This window comes from Kitasatospora sp. NPDC048365 (genome assembly GCF_043200835.1).
Lineage (GTDB): Bacteria > Actinomycetota > Actinomycetes > Streptomycetales > Streptomycetaceae > Kitasatospora > Kitasatospora terrestris.
Genome location: NZ_JBICYJ010000024.1, coordinates 20,870 through 39,225, shown reverse-complemented (window position 1 = coordinate 39,225; position 18,356 = coordinate 20,870). Strand labels below are relative to the sequence as shown.

21 protein-coding genes are annotated in these 18,356 nt (G+C 75.8%); 7 read left to right on the top strand and 14 right to left on the bottom strand.

Going from position 1 to position 18,356, the window contains the following annotated elements; translation table 11 throughout:
• Positions 1-35 precede the first annotated feature (35 nt).
• Both ACGFX4_RS23790 and ACGFX4_RS23785 read right to left on the bottom strand, forming a co-directional pair.
• A complete protein-coding gene (locus ACGFX4_RS23790; RefSeq protein WP_393077831.1) occupies positions 36-1,103 on the bottom strand; it encodes a TSUP family transporter in 1,068 nt (355 codons plus the stop codon).
• On the bottom strand, positions 1,100-1,459 hold the full coding sequence (locus ACGFX4_RS23785; protein WP_393077829.1) for a rhodanese-like domain-containing protein: 360 nt from the start codon (positions 1,457-1,459) through the stop codon (positions 1,100-1,102). The genes ACGFX4_RS23790 and ACGFX4_RS23785 overlap by 4 nt, the downstream gene beginning before the upstream one ends.
• 179 nt (positions 1,460-1,638) lie before the next feature.
• Here ACGFX4_RS23785 and ACGFX4_RS23780 point away from each other — a divergent pair, with 179 nt between their 5' ends.
• Positions 1,639-3,021 carry a rhodanese-like domain-containing protein gene (locus ACGFX4_RS23780; RefSeq protein ID WP_393077827.1) on the top strand — a complete coding sequence of 461 codons (1,383 nt, stop codon included), beginning with the start codon at positions 1,639-1,641 and terminating at the stop codon, positions 3,019-3,021.
• Between the two features lie 71 nt (positions 3,022-3,092).
• A complete protein-coding gene (locus ACGFX4_RS23775) occupies positions 3,093-3,359 on the top strand; it encodes a metal-sensitive transcriptional regulator (RefSeq protein ID WP_393077825.1) in 267 nt (88 codons plus the stop codon).
• 45 nt (positions 3,360-3,404) lie between these two features.
• On the opposite strand, the gene ACGFX4_RS23770 is transcribed toward ACGFX4_RS23775, so the two are convergent.
• The 5 genes from ACGFX4_RS23770 to ACGFX4_RS23750 all read right to left on the bottom strand — a co-directional run bounded on the left by ACGFX4_RS23770 (position 3,405) and on the right by ACGFX4_RS23750 (position 6,084).
• Positions 3,405-3,623, bottom strand: coding sequence for a hypothetical protein (locus tag ACGFX4_RS23770; protein ID WP_393077823.1), 219 nt, complete (start codon positions 3,621-3,623; stop codon positions 3,405-3,407).
• A gap of 29 nt (positions 3,624-3,652) precedes the next feature.
• Positions 3,653-3,841, bottom strand: a complete 189-nt coding sequence (locus tag ACGFX4_RS23765; protein WP_393077821.1) for a hypothetical protein — start codon at positions 3,839-3,841, stop codon at positions 3,653-3,655.
• 85 nt (positions 3,842-3,926) lie between these two features.
• Positions 3,927-4,193 carry a metal-sensitive transcriptional regulator gene (locus ACGFX4_RS23760; RefSeq protein ID WP_393077819.1) on the bottom strand — a complete coding sequence of 89 codons (267 nt, stop codon included), beginning with the start codon at positions 4,191-4,193 and terminating at the stop codon, positions 3,927-3,929.
• Positions 4,194-4,225: 32 nt separating this feature from the next.
• Positions 4,226-5,164, bottom strand: coding sequence for a lysophospholipid acyltransferase family protein (locus ACGFX4_RS23755; RefSeq protein WP_393077817.1), 939 nt, complete (start codon positions 5,162-5,164; stop codon positions 4,226-4,228).
• A complete protein-coding gene (locus tag ACGFX4_RS23750; protein ID WP_393077815.1) occupies positions 5,161-6,084 on the bottom strand; it encodes a GNAT family N-acetyltransferase in 924 nt (307 codons plus the stop codon). Before ACGFX4_RS23750 ends, ACGFX4_RS23755 begins: the two co-directional genes overlap by 4 nt.
• Before the next feature lie 335 nt (positions 6,085-6,419).
• On the opposite strand from ACGFX4_RS23750, the gene mptB reads away from it, so the two are divergent.
• From mptB to ACGFX4_RS23735, 3 genes are all read left to right on the top strand, one after another.
• Entirely contained in the window at positions 6,420-7,883 is a 1,464-nt protein-coding gene (gene mptB / locus ACGFX4_RS23745; RefSeq protein WP_393077813.1) for a polyprenol phosphomannose-dependent alpha 1,6 mannosyltransferase MptB, read from the top strand.
• Positions 7,880-9,163 carry a glycosyltransferase 87 family protein gene (locus tag ACGFX4_RS23740; RefSeq protein ID WP_393077811.1) on the top strand — a complete coding sequence of 428 codons (1,284 nt, stop codon included), beginning with the start codon at positions 7,880-7,882 and terminating at the stop codon, positions 9,161-9,163. Before mptB ends, ACGFX4_RS23740 begins: the two co-directional genes overlap by 4 nt.
• A 200-nt stretch (positions 9,164-9,363) precedes the next feature.
• Positions 9,364-10,356: an aminoglycoside phosphotransferase family protein gene (locus tag ACGFX4_RS23735; RefSeq protein WP_393077809.1), complete on the top strand. Its 993-nt coding sequence runs from the start codon at positions 9,364-9,366 to the stop codon at positions 10,354-10,356.
• Positions 10,357-10,372: 16 nt separating this feature from the next.
• Here the strand turns inward: ACGFX4_RS23735 and ACGFX4_RS23730 are convergent, their stop codons facing one another.
• Positions 10,373-10,927 (bottom strand): SMI1/KNR4 family protein, encoded by a 555-nt coding sequence (locus tag ACGFX4_RS23730; RefSeq protein ID WP_393077807.1) that lies wholly within the window; start codon positions 10,925-10,927, stop codon positions 10,373-10,375.
• Positions 10,928-11,072: 145 nt separating this feature from the next.
• On the opposite strand from ACGFX4_RS23730, the gene ACGFX4_RS23725 reads away from it, so the two are divergent.
• Positions 11,073-12,293, top strand: a complete 1,221-nt coding sequence (locus tag ACGFX4_RS23725; RefSeq protein WP_393077804.1) for an alpha/beta hydrolase family protein — start codon at positions 11,073-11,075, stop codon at positions 12,291-12,293.
• A gap of 75 nt (positions 12,294-12,368) precedes the next feature.
• On the opposite strand, the gene ACGFX4_RS23720 is transcribed toward ACGFX4_RS23725, so the two are convergent.
• From ACGFX4_RS23720 to ACGFX4_RS23710, 3 genes are all read right to left on the bottom strand, one after another.
• Positions 12,369-13,052, bottom strand: coding sequence for a Tat pathway signal sequence domain protein (locus tag ACGFX4_RS23720; protein ID WP_393077801.1), 684 nt, complete (start codon positions 13,050-13,052; stop codon positions 12,369-12,371).
• A 167-nt stretch (positions 13,053-13,219) separates the two neighbouring features.
• Positions 13,220-13,888, bottom strand: coding sequence for an MOSC domain-containing protein (locus tag ACGFX4_RS23715; RefSeq protein WP_393077799.1), 669 nt, complete (start codon positions 13,886-13,888; stop codon positions 13,220-13,222).
• Positions 13,889-13,928: 40 nt separating this feature from the next.
• Entirely contained in the window at positions 13,929-14,294 is a 366-nt protein-coding gene (locus ACGFX4_RS23710; RefSeq protein WP_393077796.1) for an MmcQ/YjbR family DNA-binding protein, read from the bottom strand.
• Positions 14,295-14,531: 237 nt separating this feature from the next.
• Here ACGFX4_RS23710 and ACGFX4_RS23705 point away from each other — a divergent pair, with 237 nt between their 5' ends.
• Positions 14,532-15,185 carry a hypothetical protein gene (locus ACGFX4_RS23705; RefSeq protein ID WP_393077794.1) on the top strand — a complete coding sequence of 218 codons (654 nt, stop codon included), beginning with the start codon at positions 14,532-14,534 and terminating at the stop codon, positions 15,183-15,185.
• 22 nt (positions 15,186-15,207) lie between these two features.
• Here ACGFX4_RS23705 and ACGFX4_RS23700 read toward each other — a convergent pair whose 3' ends face one another.
• The 3 genes from ACGFX4_RS23700 to ACGFX4_RS23690 are packed head-to-tail and all read right to left on the bottom strand — an operon-like array spanning position 15,208 to position 18,298.
• Positions 15,208-16,296, bottom strand: coding sequence for a glycerate kinase (locus tag ACGFX4_RS23700; protein ID WP_393077791.1), 1,089 nt, complete (start codon positions 16,294-16,296; stop codon positions 15,208-15,210).
• The gene (locus ACGFX4_RS23695) at positions 16,293-17,153 is read right to left on the bottom strand and encodes a sugar phosphate isomerase/epimerase family protein (RefSeq protein WP_393077789.1); all 861 of its coding nucleotides are present in this window, start codon (positions 17,151-17,153) and stop codon (positions 16,293-16,295) included. Before ACGFX4_RS23695 ends, ACGFX4_RS23700 begins: the two co-directional genes overlap by 4 nt.
• Positions 17,150-18,298, bottom strand: coding sequence for a dihydrodipicolinate synthase family protein (locus tag ACGFX4_RS23690; RefSeq protein ID WP_393077786.1), 1,149 nt, complete (start codon positions 18,296-18,298; stop codon positions 17,150-17,152). The genes ACGFX4_RS23695 and ACGFX4_RS23690 overlap by 4 nt, the downstream gene beginning before the upstream one ends.
• Between the last annotated feature and the right edge of the window lie 58 nt (positions 18,299-18,356).

Sequence of the window (18,356 nt, the reverse complement as noted above, 5' to 3'; positions counted from 1 at the left end):
GGGATCGGGGGCGGGGAGAAGGACTGGGGGAGGGGTCAGAGGACGGCGTCGGCGAGCATCAGGGCGGCGACGGCCAGCAGCGCGGACGCGAACACCCGCTGCAGGGTGCGGCCGGAGACCTTGGCGGCCAGCCGCTTGCCGTCCCACGCGCCGAGTACGGCGGCCGCCGCGAACGGGCCGACCACCGCCCACGGCACGTCGCCGGCCGCGCCGAGCCGCGGGACGAGCGCGGCGAGGGAGTTGGCGGTGATCACCAACAGGCTGGTGCCGGTGGCCTCCGCCATGGAGAGCGCCAGGCCGGAGACCAGCGCCGGCACGGCCAGGAAGCCGCCGCCGACACCGAGCAGCCCGGTGGTCAGGCCGAGCCCGGCGCCGGTCAGCGCGGTCCGCCCCCTGCCGGGACCGGCAGGCGCGCCGGTACGCGCGGAGGCGGGGTGGGGCTCGGGAACGTCGGCCGTTGCCGGCGCTGCGCGGTCCGGCCGGGCGGTGACCGGAGCGCTGTCCGACGGGACGGTGCGGCCGGTGTGGCCCGAGGCTCCCGCTGCGCGGGTGCCGGCCGACGCCGATGCCTGGGCGGTGCCGGTGTCGGTGCCGGTGCCGGTGCCGGTGGCAGGCCCGGCGAGCGGGGTGAGACCCGGTGCCGCCGCGCGCGTGGCGGCACCGGACGGTACGGGCTGGAGCTGCCGGGGTGCGGCCGCCGGTGTGCCGGGGGCCGCAGCGGGAGGCTCGGGGGCCGCCGGCTTGCGGGTCGCGGCGAGCATGCGCCCGGCGGCGAGGGCCGCGAGGGCGGCGAAGGCGGCGGTGAGCAGGGCGGCGGGGGCGTGGCCGGAGAGGGTGCCGCCGAGGGCGGCGGCGGGGAGTCCGGCGGCGGTGAAGAGGGCGCCGGTGCGCCAGCGGACGCGGCCGGCGCGGGCGTGGGCGAGGAGGCCGGACAGCGCGGTGGCGGCGACGATCAGCAGGCTCGCGGTGGCGGCGGTGGCCGGTCCGACACCGAGCAGGTAGATCAGGGCCGGGACGGCCAGCATGCTGCCGCCGCCGCCCAGTCCGCCGAGGGCGAGGCCGACCACCGCGCCGGCGGCGAGCGCCAGCAGGACGGCGGTCATATCGCGGGCCCGCAGGGACAGCCGGTGCCGGAGTGCGTGGGCAGTCCGGCCTGCCGCCAGGCGCGCATGCCGCCGGTGACGTCGAGCACGTCGACGCCGCGCGCGGCGAGGAGCCCGGCGGCGACCAGGGACCGGTTGCCGGAGCGGCAGATCGCCAGCACGGTTCGCCGCTGCGGGAGCCGGGTGCGGGCGGTGAGCTGCCCGAGGGGCAGCAGCAGGGCGCCGGGGGCGTGCTCGCCGGCGTACTCCTCGGGTTCGCGGACGTCGAGCAGTACGGCGTGCCCGCCCTGGGCGAGCCGGTGGGCCTCGGCGGGGGTGATCCCGCCGGGGCCGGTCGGGGGACCGGACCGGGACATGGGGGCTCCAGGTGGTTCGGGGTGTTTCGGGGTGGTTCGTCGGGTGGCGCTCCCCCGTGGTCCGGTGTCCCGGCGGAGGCTCGGGAAGATACCGGTGGGGGTATATCGTTGGGCCGAGCATATACCCCCACCGGTATCGGACCACGAGGCCGGACGCATCACACCGAGACGAGGACGCCGTGTACTTCGCCCAGCACTACCTGGACTGCCTCTCCCAGGCCTCCTACCTGATCGCCGACGAGACCACCGGACGCGCCGTCGTCGTCGACCCGCGCCGCGACGTCGACGAGTACCTGGCCGACGCCGAGGCGCGCGGCTTCACCGTCGAAGGCGTGATCAACACCCACTTCCACGCCGACTTCCTGGCCGGCCACCTCGAACTCGCCGCCCGCACCGGCGCCTGGATCGGCTACGGGCGGCGCGCCGAGACCGAGTACCCGATCCGCCGGCTCGCCGACGGCGAGCGGATCAGCCTCGGCGAGGTGACCCTGGAGATCCTCGACACGCCCGGCCACACCCCCGAGTCGATCAGCATCCTGGTCCGCGAGCGGGCCGCCGACCCCGTCCCGTACGGGGTGCTCACCGGCGACGCGCTGTTCGTCGGCGACGTCGGCCGCCCCGACCTGCTGGCCTCGGTCGGCGTCACGGCAGACGAACTCGGCCGGATGCTGTACGACAGCGTGCAGCGGCGGCTGATGGCCCTGCCGGACGCGGTCCGGGTCTTCCCCGCGCACGGCGCCGGCTCCGCCTGCGGCAAGAACCTCTCCGCCGAACTGTCCTCGACCATCGGCGAGCAGCGGCGCACCAACTACGCCTGCGCGCCGATGGACGAGGACGCGTTCGTGGCCATCGTCACCGCCGGCCAGCCCGCCGCGCCCGGCTACTTCGGCTACGACGCGGACCTGAACCGGCGCGAGCGCTCACTGTTCGACGCCGGCGCCGCCCGGGCGGGCGCGCTGGCGGCGGACGAGTTCCTGGCCGCGCGGGACGGCGGCGCGGTACTCGTCGACGCCCGCGACCCGCAGGCATTCGCCGCCGGCCACCTGCGCGGCGCACTGAACGTCCCCGCCGACGGCCGGTTCGCCGAGCAGGCGGGCACCGTGCTGGACCCGGCCGCGACCCTGCTGGTGCTGGCCCCTGAGGGCCGCGAGCCGGAGACCGTCACCCGGCTGGCCCGGATCGGCTTCGACCGGGTCGCCGGGTACGCCGCCGACGCCGAGGCGGTGCTGCGGGCGGCCGGCGGCGAGGTGGGACCTGCGCCGCGCGTCACCGTCGCCGAACTGCGCAGCGGCCTCGACCGCACGGAGGACCGTCCGGTCGTGGTCGACGTCCGCGGCGAGGGGGAGCGGGCGCTCGGCCGGATCGAGGGCTCGCTGCACCTGCCGCTCGCCGAACTCCCGCGCCGACTGGCCGAGATCCCGGCCGACCGGCCGGTGGTCGTGCACTGCGCCGGCGGGCACCGTTCCTCGATCGCGGCGAGCCTGCTGCGCCACCACGGGCGCGCCGACGTGGCCGACCTGCTGGGCGGCTACGGGGCGTGGGAGGCGGCGGCCGACCGCTGAGGGAATCGTCCGGGGCGGCCGTCGGTTGATACCGGGAGGGGTATGCCCCGGGTCAGGTGAGGAGAGAAGCGATGCAGGTGGACGAGGCAACGGTCGGCCCGGTGCTCAACCGGCTGCGGCGGGCCCAGGGCCAGCTGGCCGGCGTGATCGCCATGATCGAGGCCGGCCGGGACTGCAAGGACGTGGTCACCCAGCTCGCCGCGGTCTCCCGCGCCCTCGACCGGGCCGGCTTCAAGATCGTCGCGAGCGGCATGCGCCAGTGCCTCGCCGAGGCCGAGCAGGGCGGCGCCCCGATGAGCGAGGCCGAGCTCGAGAAGCTCTTCCTGGCCCTCGCCTGAGGCCCCCTGCCCGGCTCCTGCGCCACGCACCTACCGGGACCGCGATCACGCGCGACTGGCCGGACGGCGCTCCCCCGGCTCGTTGTCCCGGGCGCGCCACGAGTCCGGCGGCTCGGCGGTGCCACCACGCTCCAGCAGCCAGGCCGCCACCTCCGCCGTCCCGCGAGCGGTGTCCGTCGGGGAGGAGAAGGACGCGGCCCGCTCCTCGATGGTGTGCATGCCGCAGTCCACCACGTGGTCGCAGCGGACCGAGATGCTCGCCACGAGGTACCAGCCCCGGCCGATGCCGGCTTTCAGCGCTTCAGGGCGCGGTAGTGGCGGGCGAGTTGGGTGAGGCGGGCGGGGTCGGCGGTGGAGTTGAGCTCGCGGACCAGGTCGTCGGGGCAGAGCTGGTAGTGCTCGCCCCAGTAGCGGCGGGCCTTGTTGTCCCAGATGCGGTAGCCGCCGGGCACGCCGCGGGCGACGTAGCGGCGGCGGCTCATCGGCGGGCCGCGCGCGTCGGAAACACATGACGGTCAGTATGGCCGGGCGGGCCCGGGTTGCCCAGCGGATTCGAGGCGGCGGCGCTCAGGCCAGGGTGAGGAAGAGCTTCTCGAGTTCCGCCTCGGTCATGGGCGGGGTGTCGGCGTCGGCGTTGGCCAGGCACTGGCGCATGCCGCTGGCCAGGATCTTGAATCCGGCGCGGTCCAATGCCCGGGAGACGGCGGCGAGTTGGGTGACGACGTCCTTGCAGTCGCGGCCCGCCTCGATCATCGCGATCACCCCGGCCAGCTGGCCCTGGGCGCGGCGCAGCCGGTTGAGCACCGCGCCGACCGCCTCCTCGTCGACCTGCATGGCCTCGTTCCTCCTCGCGTCACGCTCCGGATTCAGATCATACGTGAGGGGGTATTCGCCGCGGTCGGTCGCGGGGCCGCGCCGTCCGGGCCGGGGCGGCGCGGTGCGGGGATCGGGGGGTGGGACTCGGCGCAGGTCCGGCCGGCCGGTCCGGTCGGGAAGCGCTGGGCGTCCACGGCGGCCTGGGCGGCTGCCGCGAGCGAGCGGCGGTCCGGGTGGGTGCCGCCCGGGATCGGCGGGCACAGTTCCAGTTCGGCCTCCAGTCCGCGTACCGCGGCGACCCGCCAGAGCGAGGGGAGGAGTCCGTCCTCGCCGACGAAGGCGGGTGCGGTGGTCTCGCGGCCGTCGGCGAGCCGGTAGGTGATGACCATCGGCTGCACCGCGGCGCCGGACCGGACGGCCGCCTCGAACAGTGCGGGGCGGAACCGTCCGCCGTACCGGCCGCACCAGGTGGAGCCCTCGGGGAAGACCACCACGCGTTCGCCCGCGGTCAGCGCGGCCGCGACCTCGGCGACCGTGCGGGGCAGGGCCCGCAGCCGGTCGCGGTCGATGTAGACGGTGCCGCCCCAGGTGGTGACCGGTCCGAGCAGCGGCCAGCGGCCGACCTCGGTCTTGGCGAGCATCCGGCCGGGCCGCACCGCGGCGACGAGCAGGATGTCCAGCCAGGAGATGTGGTTGGCGACCATCAACGCGGCCCCGGACGCCGGGGGCACCCGGCCCGCCCGGACCCGGATGCCGAGTGCGCCGAGCAGCAGCCGGGCCCAGCTCCGCACCAGCCGTTCCACGGGCAGCGGCGGCAGCGGGCGGCGCCAGACGCGGACCACCGGCGCCGCCGCGATGCCCAGCAGCAGGACGGCGAGCAGCGCGGCGAGGCGCAGCACCCGCCGGGGCGCCGCGACGGTCGGCCCGGCGACCGCCCCGGCGACGCACCCGCCGGGCGTGCACGGGGCGGTCGGCAGCCAGGCGCTCATGGTGCCGGCGTCCCTGCGGCGGTGTCGCCGATGGTGCCGACGGTCGCGGCGGCGGACAGGAAGTGCCGCAGGTAGCGCGGATCGGTGCGCTCCAGGGAGAGCAGCACGTACAGGTCGGCGACGTCGAAGTCCGGGTCGTGGGCGGGCTCGCCGCACACCCAGGCGCCGAGCCGCAGGTAGCCGCGGAGCAGGGCGGGCATCGGGGTGCGCCCGGCGCGGGCGATGCCGGTCGGGTCCCACGGGCGGTGCGGGGTGACCCGGTACTCCTCGGGCGCCAGGTACTTGGCGGAGACCGCGTCCCACACCCCGGCGGCGGTGGCGCCGCCGTCCGCGAGCGGGACGGAGCAGCAGCCGGCGATCCAGGTGTTGCCGGTGTCGGTCAGGTAGCGGGCGATGCCGCCCCACATCAGGTTGATCACCGCGCCGTTGCCGCGGTGTTCGAGCTGGATGCAGGAACGGCCGACCTCGACCAGTCCGCTGCGCAGGCCCGCGAGGCGGGTGAGGTCGAACTCGGTGTCGGAGTAGAGGCGGCCGGCGCGGACGGCCTGCTCCGGGCGCAGCAGCCGGTAGGTGCCGACGACCTCCTCGGTCTCCCGGTCGCGGACCAGCAGGTGGTCGCAGAACGCGTCGAACGCGTCGACGTCCAGGCCGGGGGCGGGGGTGTCCAGGACCGCGCCCATCTCCTCGGCGAACACCTGGTGGCGCAGCCGCTGGGCCGCGCGCACGTCGTCCTCGTCGCGGGCCAGCGAGACGGTGTACCCGGTGATCGGCCGGTCGGCGGCCGAGCGGTCGGCGGTGCGCGCCGGGCGGGTGGCGGGCTGCGCGGGGATCCGCGCTGCGGGGGCGGCGGCAGTGGTGGGGGCGGCGGTACCTGCCGGATCGACGGGACGTACGGTGGGGCGGGCGGGCGCAGTGGTCATGGCGGACTCTCCGTGATCGGACGGCGGGCTCGGTGGACCTCGATGGACCCCGGTGGAAGCGGGCGGACGGTGCGAACCTGACGCGGGAACCGACCGCGGGGATCGCCCGGATCGGGCCGGTGTGCGGGCCGGGCGGTTCGCGTCCCCCGTATGTCTCCCCGATCCGGCTGGAATCGAGATGGCCGTCCGAGGGATTTCGGATGTGCACCCGCTGAATGGCAGGAGGTGCCGTCCGGGCCGTCCGCGCAGGCCTGAGTGATCCAGTCAACCTCCGGTCACCTGACGGTCGTTGGCGCTTCCACCGATGGACATCGGAGCCTGTCACCGTTCCCCGCATGCCGAACTGGGCCCTGACTGCCGAGCCGCGCTGGTGCCGATGGTCGGGGCTGGCGGGTTCGCTCGCGCTGGCCGCCGGGGGCCTGCGCTCCGGCGCCCTCCCGCGCGGTCCGGGCGCCTCCCTGGACGGGCCGCCGTACCTCGGCGGAGCGGTCGCGCTCACCTGGTTCGGGGTCGGCCTGCTCACCGCCGCCTGGCTGCTGCTCGGCCGCTCGGTCGCCTCCGGCCGTACCCCGTCGGTCGGTTGGCTGTGCACCACGCTTACCTGCTGGGCCGCGCCGCTGCTGCTCGCCCCGCCGCTGTTCAGCCGCGACGTCTACAGCTACCTCGCCCAGGGCGCGCTGCTGGACGCCGGACTCGACGTCTACACCCACGGCCCGGCCGACCTCGGCGGCCCCGAGGCCGACCAGGTCCCCGAGGTGTGGCGGCACACCCCCGCGCCGTACGGGCCGCTGTTCCTGCTGATGGCCCGGGCCGCGCACGGCTGGGCGGGCAGCGATCCGGTCGTCGGGCTGATCGCGCTGCGGGTGACCGCACTCGTCGGCACGCTCGCCCTGGTGGCGCTGCTGCCCCGGCTCGCCCGGGCCTGCCGGGTGGCGCCGCAGACCGCGCTGTGGCTCGGCGCGCTCAACCCGCTGCTGCTGCTCCACCTGATCGCCGGCGCGCACAACGAGGCGCTGCTGCTGCCGCTGCTGCTCGGCGGGCTGCTCGCCGCCCGCCGCTCGCCGGTGCTCGGCGCCGTCCTGGTCACCCTGGCCGCCCTGGTCAAGGTCCCGGCGGTGCTTGCGCTGCCGGCGGTGTGGTGGCTGGGCCACGGGCGCACCGGCCGGCGCGGCGGGCTGCTGGCCGGCGCCGACGACGCGTTCGCCGTGCTGGTGGCGGTGGTCGCCACCACGGTGCTGGTGACCGCGGTCAGCGGCACCGGTTTCGGTTGGCTGGACGCGCTCGGCACCCCCGCCTCGGCGGGCAGCTGGTCGCCGGTGACCGCCGTCGGCAGGCTGGTCGCCCGGGGCTTCGCCGAACCGGACCGGGTGGTCACCGTCGCCCGCTGGGCCGGCTCGGCGGTGGCCGCGGCGGTCTGCGCGGTGCTCGCCCACCGGGTGCGGACCGGCCGGCTCGGCGCCGTGCACGCCACCGGCCTCGCGCTCGCCGCGGTGGTCGCCCTCGGACCGGCCGTCCGGCCCTGGTACGCCCTGTGGGCGGTGCCGCTGCTCGCCGCGGCGGCCGGCGGCGCGGCCCGGATCCGGTGGTGGACCGCGGGCGCCTGCGCGGTGCTGGCGTTCAGTGTCTTCCCCGACGGCTGGACCCCCGGCGGCCGGGCGCTCGGGCTGGCCGCCGCCGGAGTGGTGACCGCCCTGCTGGTGGCCGCCGGCGCGGTGCTGCGACCGGACCGCACCGTCGTCGAAGTGGAGCAGGCCGTCGGGATGCCGCTGGTCCGGGCCGCCGGGCGGGCCGCCCGTTGAGGATCGCACCCACCACCACCGCGGGCCGGATCACCACCCTGGCCGCCGCCGTCACCGCGACCGCCGTGATCCTCGCGGTCATCCCGGGCCACCGCGGCTGGTTCGACGTCGGCGTCTACTACGGCACCGTGCACCACTGGCAGCAGACCGGCGCGATCTACGACTACCTGCGGCCGGGCACCGTCTACGGCTTCACCTACCCGCCGTTCGCCGCGTTCTGCATGCTGCCGATGCTGCTGCTCGGCTGGCACCCGGCCGTCGCGGTCAGCGTCGCGCTCAGCACGGTCGCCACCGCCCTGCTGCTGTACTGGACGGTCGACCCGATCGCCCGCCGCCAGGGCTGGAACCGCTGGTACGCCTTCGGCCTGAGCGCCTGCCTGTGCGCCCTGCTCAACCCGGTCCGCGACACCGTCAGCTTCGGCCAGGTCAACCTGCTGCTGGTGGCCCTGGTGCTCGCCGACTGGAAGCTGGCGCAGGGACGGTGGAGCCGGTACGCCGGCATCGGGATCGGGCTGGCCGCCGCGTTCAAGCTGACCCCCGCGCTGTTCATCGGGTATCTGCTGCTCACCCGCCGGCGCGCCGCCGGGGTGGCGCTGCTGGTGGCCGCCGCCGCGACGGCCGTGGGCCACCTCGCGGCGCCGCGCGAGTCCGGTGCGTTCTGGACCCGGGCGTTGTGGGACACCGACCGGGTCGGCGCGTTCGGCTACATCTCCAACCAGTCGCTGCAGGGCGGCATCGCCCGCCTCGGCCCCGAACTGCCCGGCCGGACCATCTGGTTGGCCTCCTCGCTGGTGGTGCTGGCGGTCTGGGCGTACCGGGTGCGGCTCGCCCACCGGGCCGGCGACCGGCTCGCCGGGTACGCGCTCACCGGCACCGCCTGCTGCCTGGTCAGCCCGATCACCTGGGTGCACCACCTGGTCTGGCTGCTGCCCGCGTTGGTGATCCTCGCCGATGCCGGCCTGCGCAGCCCGCAACGGGCCAGGCGCCGACGGCTGTTGACCGCCTTCTGGGCGGCCCAGGTGGTGCTGTGCAGCGGTGTGGTCTGGCTCTGGTGGAACGTCCCGGGGCACGGGATCGGCGTCCTGCTCGGCGGCAACGCCTACCTGCTGATCGCGCTCGCGCTGCTGGTCGCCATGCCGATCCGCGGCCGGACCGGGGAACCGGAGGAACCGGCAGGCGCCGCGTCCGCCGGGGAAGCGGTGGACGAGGCGGCCGGCGCCGGACGCGGCGCGGCGCCGCTGGCGGAACCCGAACCCGTCGGCGCCCCGGCGCGGCACTGAAGGGAACCGGAACCCATGACCGCCGTGCGACCCGCCGACAGCCCCGGACAACACACGGGCGCGCGACGGCGTTTCGCGCCCGGCAGGCGGGTACGACCGGCGGAGGCGGGCGTGGGACCGCCGCGGGACCGCCGGGGGAGTGGGAGGGAGACGGGCATGACGCACCACAGCATCTCCGCAACGGCCGGGAGGTGGGGTCGGTGACGGTCGAACTCTTCCCGTCCTCCCTGCCGGTGGCCAGCGTGCTCGCCCGCAAGGAGAGCGGACGCGAATGGTTGGCCCGACTGCCCGCGCTGGTCGCCGAGTTACGGGACCGCTGGCAGCTCGTGCTCAAGGATCCCTACCACGGCGGCAGTTGCTCCTGGGTCGCACCGGCCCGGCTGCCCGACGGGCGCGGCGTGGTGCTCAAGGTCGCCTGGCCGCACCGCGAGGCCGCCGGCGAGGCCGAGGCGCTGCGCCTGTGGGACGGCCGCGGCGCCGTCCACCTGCTGCGCGAGGACAGCGCCAACTCCGCGATGCTGCTGGAACTCTGCGAACCCGGCGGCACCCTCGACGCCGCCCGCGGCATCCCCGCCGAACGCCGTCTGCTGGCCGGGGCCGAACTGCTGGACACCCTGTGGCGCACCCCCGTGCCGCCGCACACCGCCCTCGAACCGCTGGCCGTCGTCGCGGGCGAGCGCGCCACCCTGGCCGAGCTGCGGATGGCCCGCCTGCGGTCCGCCACCGACGGCGGGCCGCAGGGCGCCGGGCTCGATGGCGGCGGGCTGGACGGCGCCGGGCTCGACGGCGGCCTGGTGGCGTACGGGGTGCGGCTGATGCGCGAACTGCCCGCGAGCGCCGCCCGACAGGTCGTGCTGCACGGCGACTTCAACCCCGGCAACGTGGTGGCCGCCCGGCGCCGGCCCTGGCTGGCGATCGACGCCAAACCGCTGATCGGCGACCCGGCGTACGACCCGTGGCCGCTGATCGAGCAGGTCGACGACCCCTTCGACCACGGCTCCGCCTCCCGGCTCCTCGGGCGCCGGCTCGCACTGGTCGCCGACACCCTCGGCGAGCAGCCGCAGCGGCTCGCCGCCTGGGCCGTCGCCCGCCGGGTCGAGACCGCCCTGCAGGCCGCCGCGCGCGGCGAACTCCCGGCCGCCCGCGCGATCCTGGGCGAGGCCCGGCTGCTCGCCGACCACAGCGAACGGTGAGCCCGGGCCGGGCCGGTCAGGGGCGGAGGTCGAGCCGGCGGGTGTACCAGGTGTGGAAGTCCGGGCCCGGGGTGAGGCCGCCCCACACCTGGTCGTCGTGCCAGACCTGGCCGGCGCACGGACCGGTGACCACCAGCCGGGCGTAGTCGCCGCCGCCGTAGTCGGTGATCACCAGGGCGCCCGGCGGGCACAGCGGCTCGCGGGAAGGCAGGGGCACGGCGGCGCGGTACGGGAAGGGCGTGGCGAGGAAGCCGGGACGCAGGCAGTCCACGCGCTCGCCGTACAGCGCCTCCTCCTCGTCCTCCGGAAGCTGGTCGAGGCCGAGCACGCCGAACCCGGGCCCGGCGCCGCCGTCGCCGACCTCGATGAGGAAGGACCGGTAGGACGGCGGGAGCCGCACGCCGTGGCGCCGCTCGAAGGCCCGCACCTCGGACTCGCCCAGTGCGGGGCGGAGTACGTCCCCCAGGTGGCCCTCGCGGCCGCGGAAGCCGTCGGGGGCGCCCGCCGTCGCGCGGGCGGCGAGGGCGGCGTGGACGGCGGGGCCGTCCCAGGCGGTGGGCGAGGGATCCATCGTGGTGCGTGCTCCGGTCGGTACTGGACGTCGTGGGGCCCGTCCGGGCGGGCAGGCCCCCGCGGCGGGGGTGGGGACAGCCACCCCCGGAGTCCGGGGGTCGGCCGGATGGGGTGGGCGGCGACAGGAGCCTAGCGTCGTCGGTATGACGATGCATGCGCACGGACTCCTCCGCTCGGTGACGGCAACTCTCGTGGCAGCGGCCGCGGTCGGCGTGCTGGCCGGTGTCTCCCCGGCCGCCGCCGCCCACCGGCCCGACCGGGGCGAGGTCCTCTCGGTAGTCCCGGTCTCCGACCTGACCACGGCCCAGACAGCGGCGTTCGTCGGCGGGATGGGCGTCGACACCGCCGGGGTCAAGTACGGCGTGCGGGGCTACCGGATCACCTACCGCACCATCACCCCCGACCGCACGCCCACCACCGCCACCGGACTGCTGGTCCTGCCGAAGGACGGCCGGCACGGCCGCCTCGACCTGGTCTCCGACACCCACGGCACCATGGTCAACCGGGCCTACGCGCCCTCCGTGGGCGAGGACTTCGGCCGGCTCTCGCCCTACCTCCAGGCCTCCGCCGGTCGGGCCGTCGCCGCCCCCGACTACCTGGGCCTCGGCCAAGGGCCCGGCCGCCACCCCTACATGGACACCGCGTCCTCCGTCTCCGCCTCGCTCGACCTGCTGCGCGCCGCCCGCACCGCCGCGCGCGGCCTCGGCCGCCCGCTGACCGGCGACGTCTACGCCACCGGCTTCTCCCAGGGCGGCCAGGTCGCCGCCGCCCTCGCGAAGGAGCTCGACCGCGGCGCCGACCGCACCTTCCGGCTCAAGGCGCTGGCCCCGGTCTCCGGCCCGTACGACGTCGAGCACGCCGAGATGGCCGGACTGCTCGACGGCAGCGTCAACCCGATCAGCGGCGTCTTCTACCTGTCCTACTGGCTCACCGCGCAGAACCGCCTGCACCCCATCTACAAGGACCCGGCCGAGGTGTTCAAGCCGCCCTACGCGGGGGTGGTGGAAGGGCTCTTCGACGGCGGGCACCAGGAGGAGGAGATCGTCGCCGCCCTGGCCCCCGACGTGCGCTCGCTGCTCACGCCCGCGTTCTACGAGCGGCTCGGCCGCCCGGACGGCGCGCTGCTCGACGCGATCCGCAGCAACGACGGCACCTGCGACTGGAAGCCCCGGGTGCCGGTCCGGCTGTACACCGCGACCGGCGACACGGACGTGGTGATCACCAACTCCCGTTCCTGCGCGGCGCAGTTCGCCGCCCACGGGGTCCAGGTCCCGGTGGTCGACCAGGGCGCGACGGACCACTTCGGCGCGTTCCGGGCCTCCGGCCCGCAGATCGTGAAGTTCTTCGATTCGGTCGCCCGCTAGCACCGCGAAGCCCCGGCTCCTCACGGGGGTGGGAGCCGGGGATCGGGGTGGGGGCGTGCGGGTCTGCGGCAGGCCCTAGTTGACGTGGACCAGGGGGCTGCCGGGCTGGGTGGTGTCGGTGACCGGGCCGTACGTCGCGGAGAAGTAGCCGTCGGCCGGGCAGAGGCCCGAGCCGCCGCTCTTGGCGAAGTGGGCGTTGCTGAAGGACAGGGTGTGGTTGGCGTTGTCGGCGGCGCCGGTGAAGGCGCCGCTGAGCTGGTAGCTGCAGGTGAGGGTGCCGAACCAGCTGTTCAGCACCGCGGTCGCCTGCACCGCTCCGGCCGTGCCCGCCGTGATGGTGACCGGGTTGCCGGGGGTGTCGGCGACGCTGATCGCGTACGGCAGGTGGTCGACGGTGAGGCTCTTCACCGAGGTCACGCCGGTGACGTTGCTGGTGCAGGAGGAGAAGGTCTGCCCGGTGAGGGATTCGGTGGCGGTGCCGGGGGCGGCCGGGTTGGTCACCGCGCGGGCGGTGAACTGGGAGACCGCGCAGGTCACGCCGGTGGTGCTGGTGGCGGAGGAGTAGAAGGTGGCGCGGGCGCCGGCGGCGAGCGGGGCGCTGAGCACGTCGCCGGGGGCGACGGGCGTGCCGCCGGCGCCGCCGGTGGTGAGCACGCTGGTGGCGGCCAGGCCGGTGGGGGCGGCGGCCGAGGCGGGGACGGCGCCGAGGACGAGCGGGGCGACGACGGCGGACAGGGCGAGGGCACGGCGCAGGCGCATGGGAAAGCCTCTTTCTCGGTGAGGGTGGACGAGAAGGTGAACTTTCGCTGCTCCCCGGCGGGCTGGGGCGCTCGGGAAGGGCTCTGCTTTCGGTTGTAGGTCAGTGGCGGTACACCGTCAAGGTGTTGCGCGCGACTTGCTGACAAGCTGTCAGCAATGGGATCGGCTCAGGCGCTGCCGTACTTCGCCGCGTACTCGCGGGCCAGCCCCAGCAGTCCGGACTCCATCCACTCCGCGGCGACCAGCGTCTCGGCCAGCCGCGTGCGGTCGAGCGTCGCCGCGTGGAACAGGGTGCCGACGGTCACCGCGTGCGCGGGCCGGTGCACGACCGTGATCGGGTCGCCCGCGCGGACCTCGCCCTCCTCGATCACCCGCAGCAGCGCGCCCGGCCGCCCGGCCCGGGTGAAGCGCTTGACCCAGCCCTGCTCGGCCAGGAAGCCCTGGAACGTCCGGCACGGGATCCGGCCGCCGGTCACCTCGACCAGCACGCCGCCGACCTGCCAGCGTTCGCCGATCAGCGCGTTGGTGACGTCCACGCCCTCCATGGTGAGGTTCTCGCCGAAGGAGCCGGCGGCGAAGGCGCGGTTCGCCTCGTCCTCCCAGAAGTCCAGGTCCTCGCGGGCGTACGCGTACGCGGCCCGGTCGGGCCCGCCGTGGAAGCGCAGGTCGCAGACGTCGTCCCCGGCGACCCCGCTCGCCCCGACGCCCTTCGGGCCGGGCCGGGACAGCCGCACCGGACCGTCGACGGGCCGCTTGTCGACACCCGTGGTGCCCGACGGCGCGTCGGTGTACTCGACCGGGACGGCCTTGCCGACGTTCACGCTCAGCAGCTTCATGGGCCACACCGTACTCGACCCGTCCGGCCCGGGCCCGGGCTCAGCCCTCCGGCGGCCGGACGGCGTCGCGCAGGGCGCGCGGCGCGACCAGGCAGTACGCGTCGACCAGCAGGTCCTCGACCTGCGGCCAGTCCACGGCCGGTACGTCCAGGTACACCCCGACCCAGCCGCGATGGCCGACGTACGGCGGCCGGAAGTACCGCTCGGGCCCGGTGGCGACCAGGTGCTCCTGCACACCCGCCGGGGCGGCCGCCCAGATCGCCACCCGGTCGTCGTGGTGGTGGTCGGCGCCCATCACGAAGAGCTTCTTGCCGCGGACGAACCAGCCGGGCTCGCCGTGGCTCGGCCGCTCCTCCACCTCCGGCAGCCCGAGGCAGACCGCCCGGACCCGATCCACTCCGTCCACCGTCACCGCTCCCCTCCGCACCCGGTACCCGCCGCGGCCATCCTGCCACCGCCCGGCGGCCCCGGACCGGCGCCACGCGACAGCCGGTGCCGCGGGCGCCTGGTGTCGGAACCGATGCACGTCCGTCGGAGTGCGGGAGAACTGACGTAGCGTCAGAGTCGTCCTGCTGTCCAAGGGGGGCGCAGTGACGCCGGAGGCCGGAGATGGCGCGGGCGTCTGTGGGAAAGGGGAGAAGTCGTGATAGCGGAGCTGAGCGCATTCATGGTCGCCGTGGCGGGTGTCGGCGGAACGCTGGGCGCGACGCTGATGGCACAACGGGCTCGCCAAAACGAGGTGGCGAACCAGAACGAGTGGGTTGAGCGCGAACGGCGCCAAGATCTTGAGGAACGCGCTCTGCAGAGGAGACGCGAGGCGTACTCCGCGTTGAACGGAGCCGCGCGCGCCTACCTCATGGCAGGGCAGGACGCGACGCTGGCCCTCCAGCGCGGCGAGTCCCCGGACCTCGGGCTCGACGCGGCACGCGAGGCGTACCGGGAGCAGTACGCCCTCGCGCAGATGCTCCTTCCCGACCTTCCTCTCCGAGCGGCGGCCGAGACCAACCGCTGCCTCGAATTCGGGCGGATCCTCATCCGGCAGTTCGAGTCCGGGTCCGACCGGGACCGGGCCTTCCAGCAGCTGCTGGAGTGGAACCACGGCCCGATCAGGGACTCCCTCCACCTCTTGCGCCAAGTGCTGCGTGACGACCTCGGCGTCGCGCCACTGGACCGAGCAGGACTTCACGAGTCCGTGGCACGGCTCGCTGCCACCTCGAGGGAACTGCAACGCAGGATGGTGGCCGAGGGCGCTTGGTCCGCAGCGCCGCAGTTCACCTTCCAGGGTTCGGCGGGATGACGGCCCGCGGTCGCCCTATGCCTTAGCGGGCGGGGTCGGCCGCCCGGGCGGCGAGTTCGGCGCCGGCGGCGTGCAGCCAGCGGGCCGGGTCGGTGCGGGCGGCGTGCGCCGAGCCGGCCAGCGCGGTCAGGGTGAGCGCCGCACCGGGCTCGGCGGACTCGCCGGCGACCACGGCCGCCCGCACTCCGTGCCGGCCGGCCCGGGCCAGGACCTCGCCGACCGCCTTGCCGCGCAGGCTGGTCGCGTCGAAGCGGCCCTCCCCGGTCACCACCAGGTCCGCCCCGGCGAGCGCGGCGTCCAGGCCGAGCAGGTCGGCCACGGCGGCCGCGCCGGGCGCGATCGCCGCACCCCAGGCCGCCGCCAGGCCGTACCCGGTGCCGCCGGCCGCGCCCGCGCCCGGCTGCTCCGGGTCGCCGCCGAGCAGGTCGGCGAGCCGGGCCAGGCCGCGGTCGAGCAGGTCGACCTGGGCCGGGTCGGCGCCCTTCTGCGGACCGTAGACGGCCGCCGCGCCGTCCGGCCCGAGCAGCGGGTTGGTGACGTCGGTGAGCAGCAGGACGCCGCCCGCCGGAGCGGGCCGCAGGTCGCCCCGGTCGACGCGGGCCGCGGCGGTGAGCGAGGCGCCGCCGTCCGGGAGTTCCCGGCCGTCGGCGTCGGTGAGGCGCAGGCCGAGCGCGGCCAGCAGCCCGGTGCCGCCGTCGGTGGACGCGGATCCGCCGAGGGTGACGATCAGCCGGCGGGCGCCGGCGTCGAGCGCGGCGGCGACCGTCTCGCCGGTGCCCCGGGTGGTGGCGGTGAGCGGCGCGGGCCGGGCCATCAGCGGCAGCCCGCTGGCGACGGCCAGTTCGACCAGTGCGGTGCCGTCCGGCAGCAGCGCGTACCGGCCGGTGACCGGCCGGCCGTCCGGCCCGGTGCAGCCCGGCACCTCGTGCAGGACGGCGCCGGGCGTGGCCGCCGCGACGGCGGCGAGGGTGCCCTCGCCGCCGTCGGCCATCGGACGCGCCAGCAGCTCGTCGCCCGGCCGGACGGAACGCCAGCCGTCGGCGAGGGCGCGCGCGGCGTCCGGGGCGTCGATGGTGCCCTTGAACGAGTCCGGGGCGAGCACCACTCTCATCGGCGGACCACGTGGGCGAGGTGTCGGCTCTTCATGGTCTCCAGGGTCTCGCGTCCGGGGGCGTCCCACACCCGCTGGTTGAAGATCTCCACCTCCACCCAGCCGTCGTACCCGGCCCCGGCGACCAGGTCGGTGAGCCGGCCGAAGTCGATGTGGCCGTCGCCCACGTGCCCGCGGCCGAGCAACGGGTCGGCGGGCAGCGGCAGCGTCCAGTCGCAGACCTGGTACGCGGCGATCCGGCCACCGGCGCCGGCGCGGGCGATCTGCGCGGCCAACTCCGGGTCCCACCAGACGTGGTAGCTGTCCACCACGACGCCGACCCGGTCCGCCGGGTGCGGCTCGGCGAGGTCCAGGGCCTGACCGAGGGTGGAGACCACCGCGCGGTCCGCGCAGAACATCGGATGCAGCGGCTCGATCGCCAGCCGGACGCCGAAGTCGCCGGCGTGCGGCGCGAGTTCACCAATCAGGTCGGCCACCTGCGCGCGGGCCCCGACCAGGTCGCGGCTGCCGTCCGGCAGGCCGCCGACCACCAGCACCAGGGTGTCGGTGCCGAGTTCGGCCGCTTCCTCGATCGCCTGCAGGTTGTCGGCGAGCGCGACCCGCCGGCCCTCCGGACCGGCGGCGGTCAGGAAGCCGCCCCGGCACAGGCTGCTGACCGCCAGCCCCGCGTCCCGGCACAGCTTCGCCGACCGGGCCAGGCCGGTCTCGGCGACCTTGTCCCGCCACAGCCCGATCGCCGGGACGCCGGCCTCCGCACAGCCCCGGACGGCCTCCGGCAGAGACCAGCCCTTGGTGCTGATCTGGTTCAGCGACAAGCGGTCCTCGTACGTGGGAAGGGGCGCGTGGGAGGAGTTCACGCCGCCACCCCCGCGAGCGCGAGGTACTGGCGCATCCGGTGCACCGCCAACTCCGGTTCGGGCAGCGCTCCTGCCGCGTCCGCCAGCCGGAACAGCTCCACCAGGTGCGGCACCGAGCGGCCGCTCTGCGCGCCCGCCACCATGGTGAAGTGGTCCTGGTGCCCGGCCAGCCAGGCGAGGAAGACGATGCCGGTCTTGTAGTGGAAGGTCGGCGCCGCGAACAGGTGCCGGGCCAGCGGCAGGGTCGGCGCGAACAGCGCGTCGTAGCGGTCGAGGTCGCCCGCGTCCAGGGCGTGCAGCGCGGCCGCCGCGATGCCCGCGATCGGGTCGAACACGCCCAGCAGGGCGTCGCTGTGGCCCAGTTCGTCGCCCCGGATCAGCTCCGGGTAGTGGAAGTCGTCGCCGGTGTACAACCGCACCTCCGTCGGCAGCGCCCGGCGCAGCGCCACCTCCCGGCCCGCGTCCAGCAGCGAGACCTTGATGCCGTCGATCCGCTCCGCGTGGTCCTTGATCAGGGTCAGCACGGTGTCGGTCGCGAGGTCCAGGTCGTCCGACCCCCAGTAGCCGGCCAGGGCCGGGTCGAACATCTCGCCCAGCCAGTGCAGCACCACCGGCCGTTCGGCCTCGGCGATCAGCTCGCCGTACACCCGCAGGTAGTCCTCCGGGCCGCGGGCGGTCGCGGCCAGCGCCCGGCTCGCCATCAGGATCGGCTGCGCCCCGGCGGCCTGCACCACGGCCAACTGCTCGCGGTACGCGGCCAGTACCTGGCCGAGGCCGGTCGCCGGAGCGGTCAGCTGGTCGGTGCCGACGCCGCAGGCCAGCCGGCCGCCGACGGCGCGGGCCTCCGCGCCCGAGCGGGTGATCAGCTCGCGGGTCGCGGCCCAGTCCAGGCCCATGCCGCGCTGCGCGGTGTCCATCGCGTCCGCGACGCCCAGGCCCAGCGACCACAGGTGGTGGCGGAAGGCGAGGGTGGCGTCCCAGTCGACGACGGCCGGTGCGCCCGGGGCGTTGTCGCCGAGCGCGTCGGCGACCACGTGCGCCGCGGCGAAGGCGATTCGGGAGGTCGGCGGGCGGTGGGCGGGGGAGAGCGCGGCGGGTTCCCGGAGGGCGAGCCGGCCGCTGCCGGGGAGGGTGATCGAGGGCATCTTCGTGCTTTCCGTCGGTGGTGCGGTGGGGAGACGGCGGGACGGTCGGGGGTCGGGC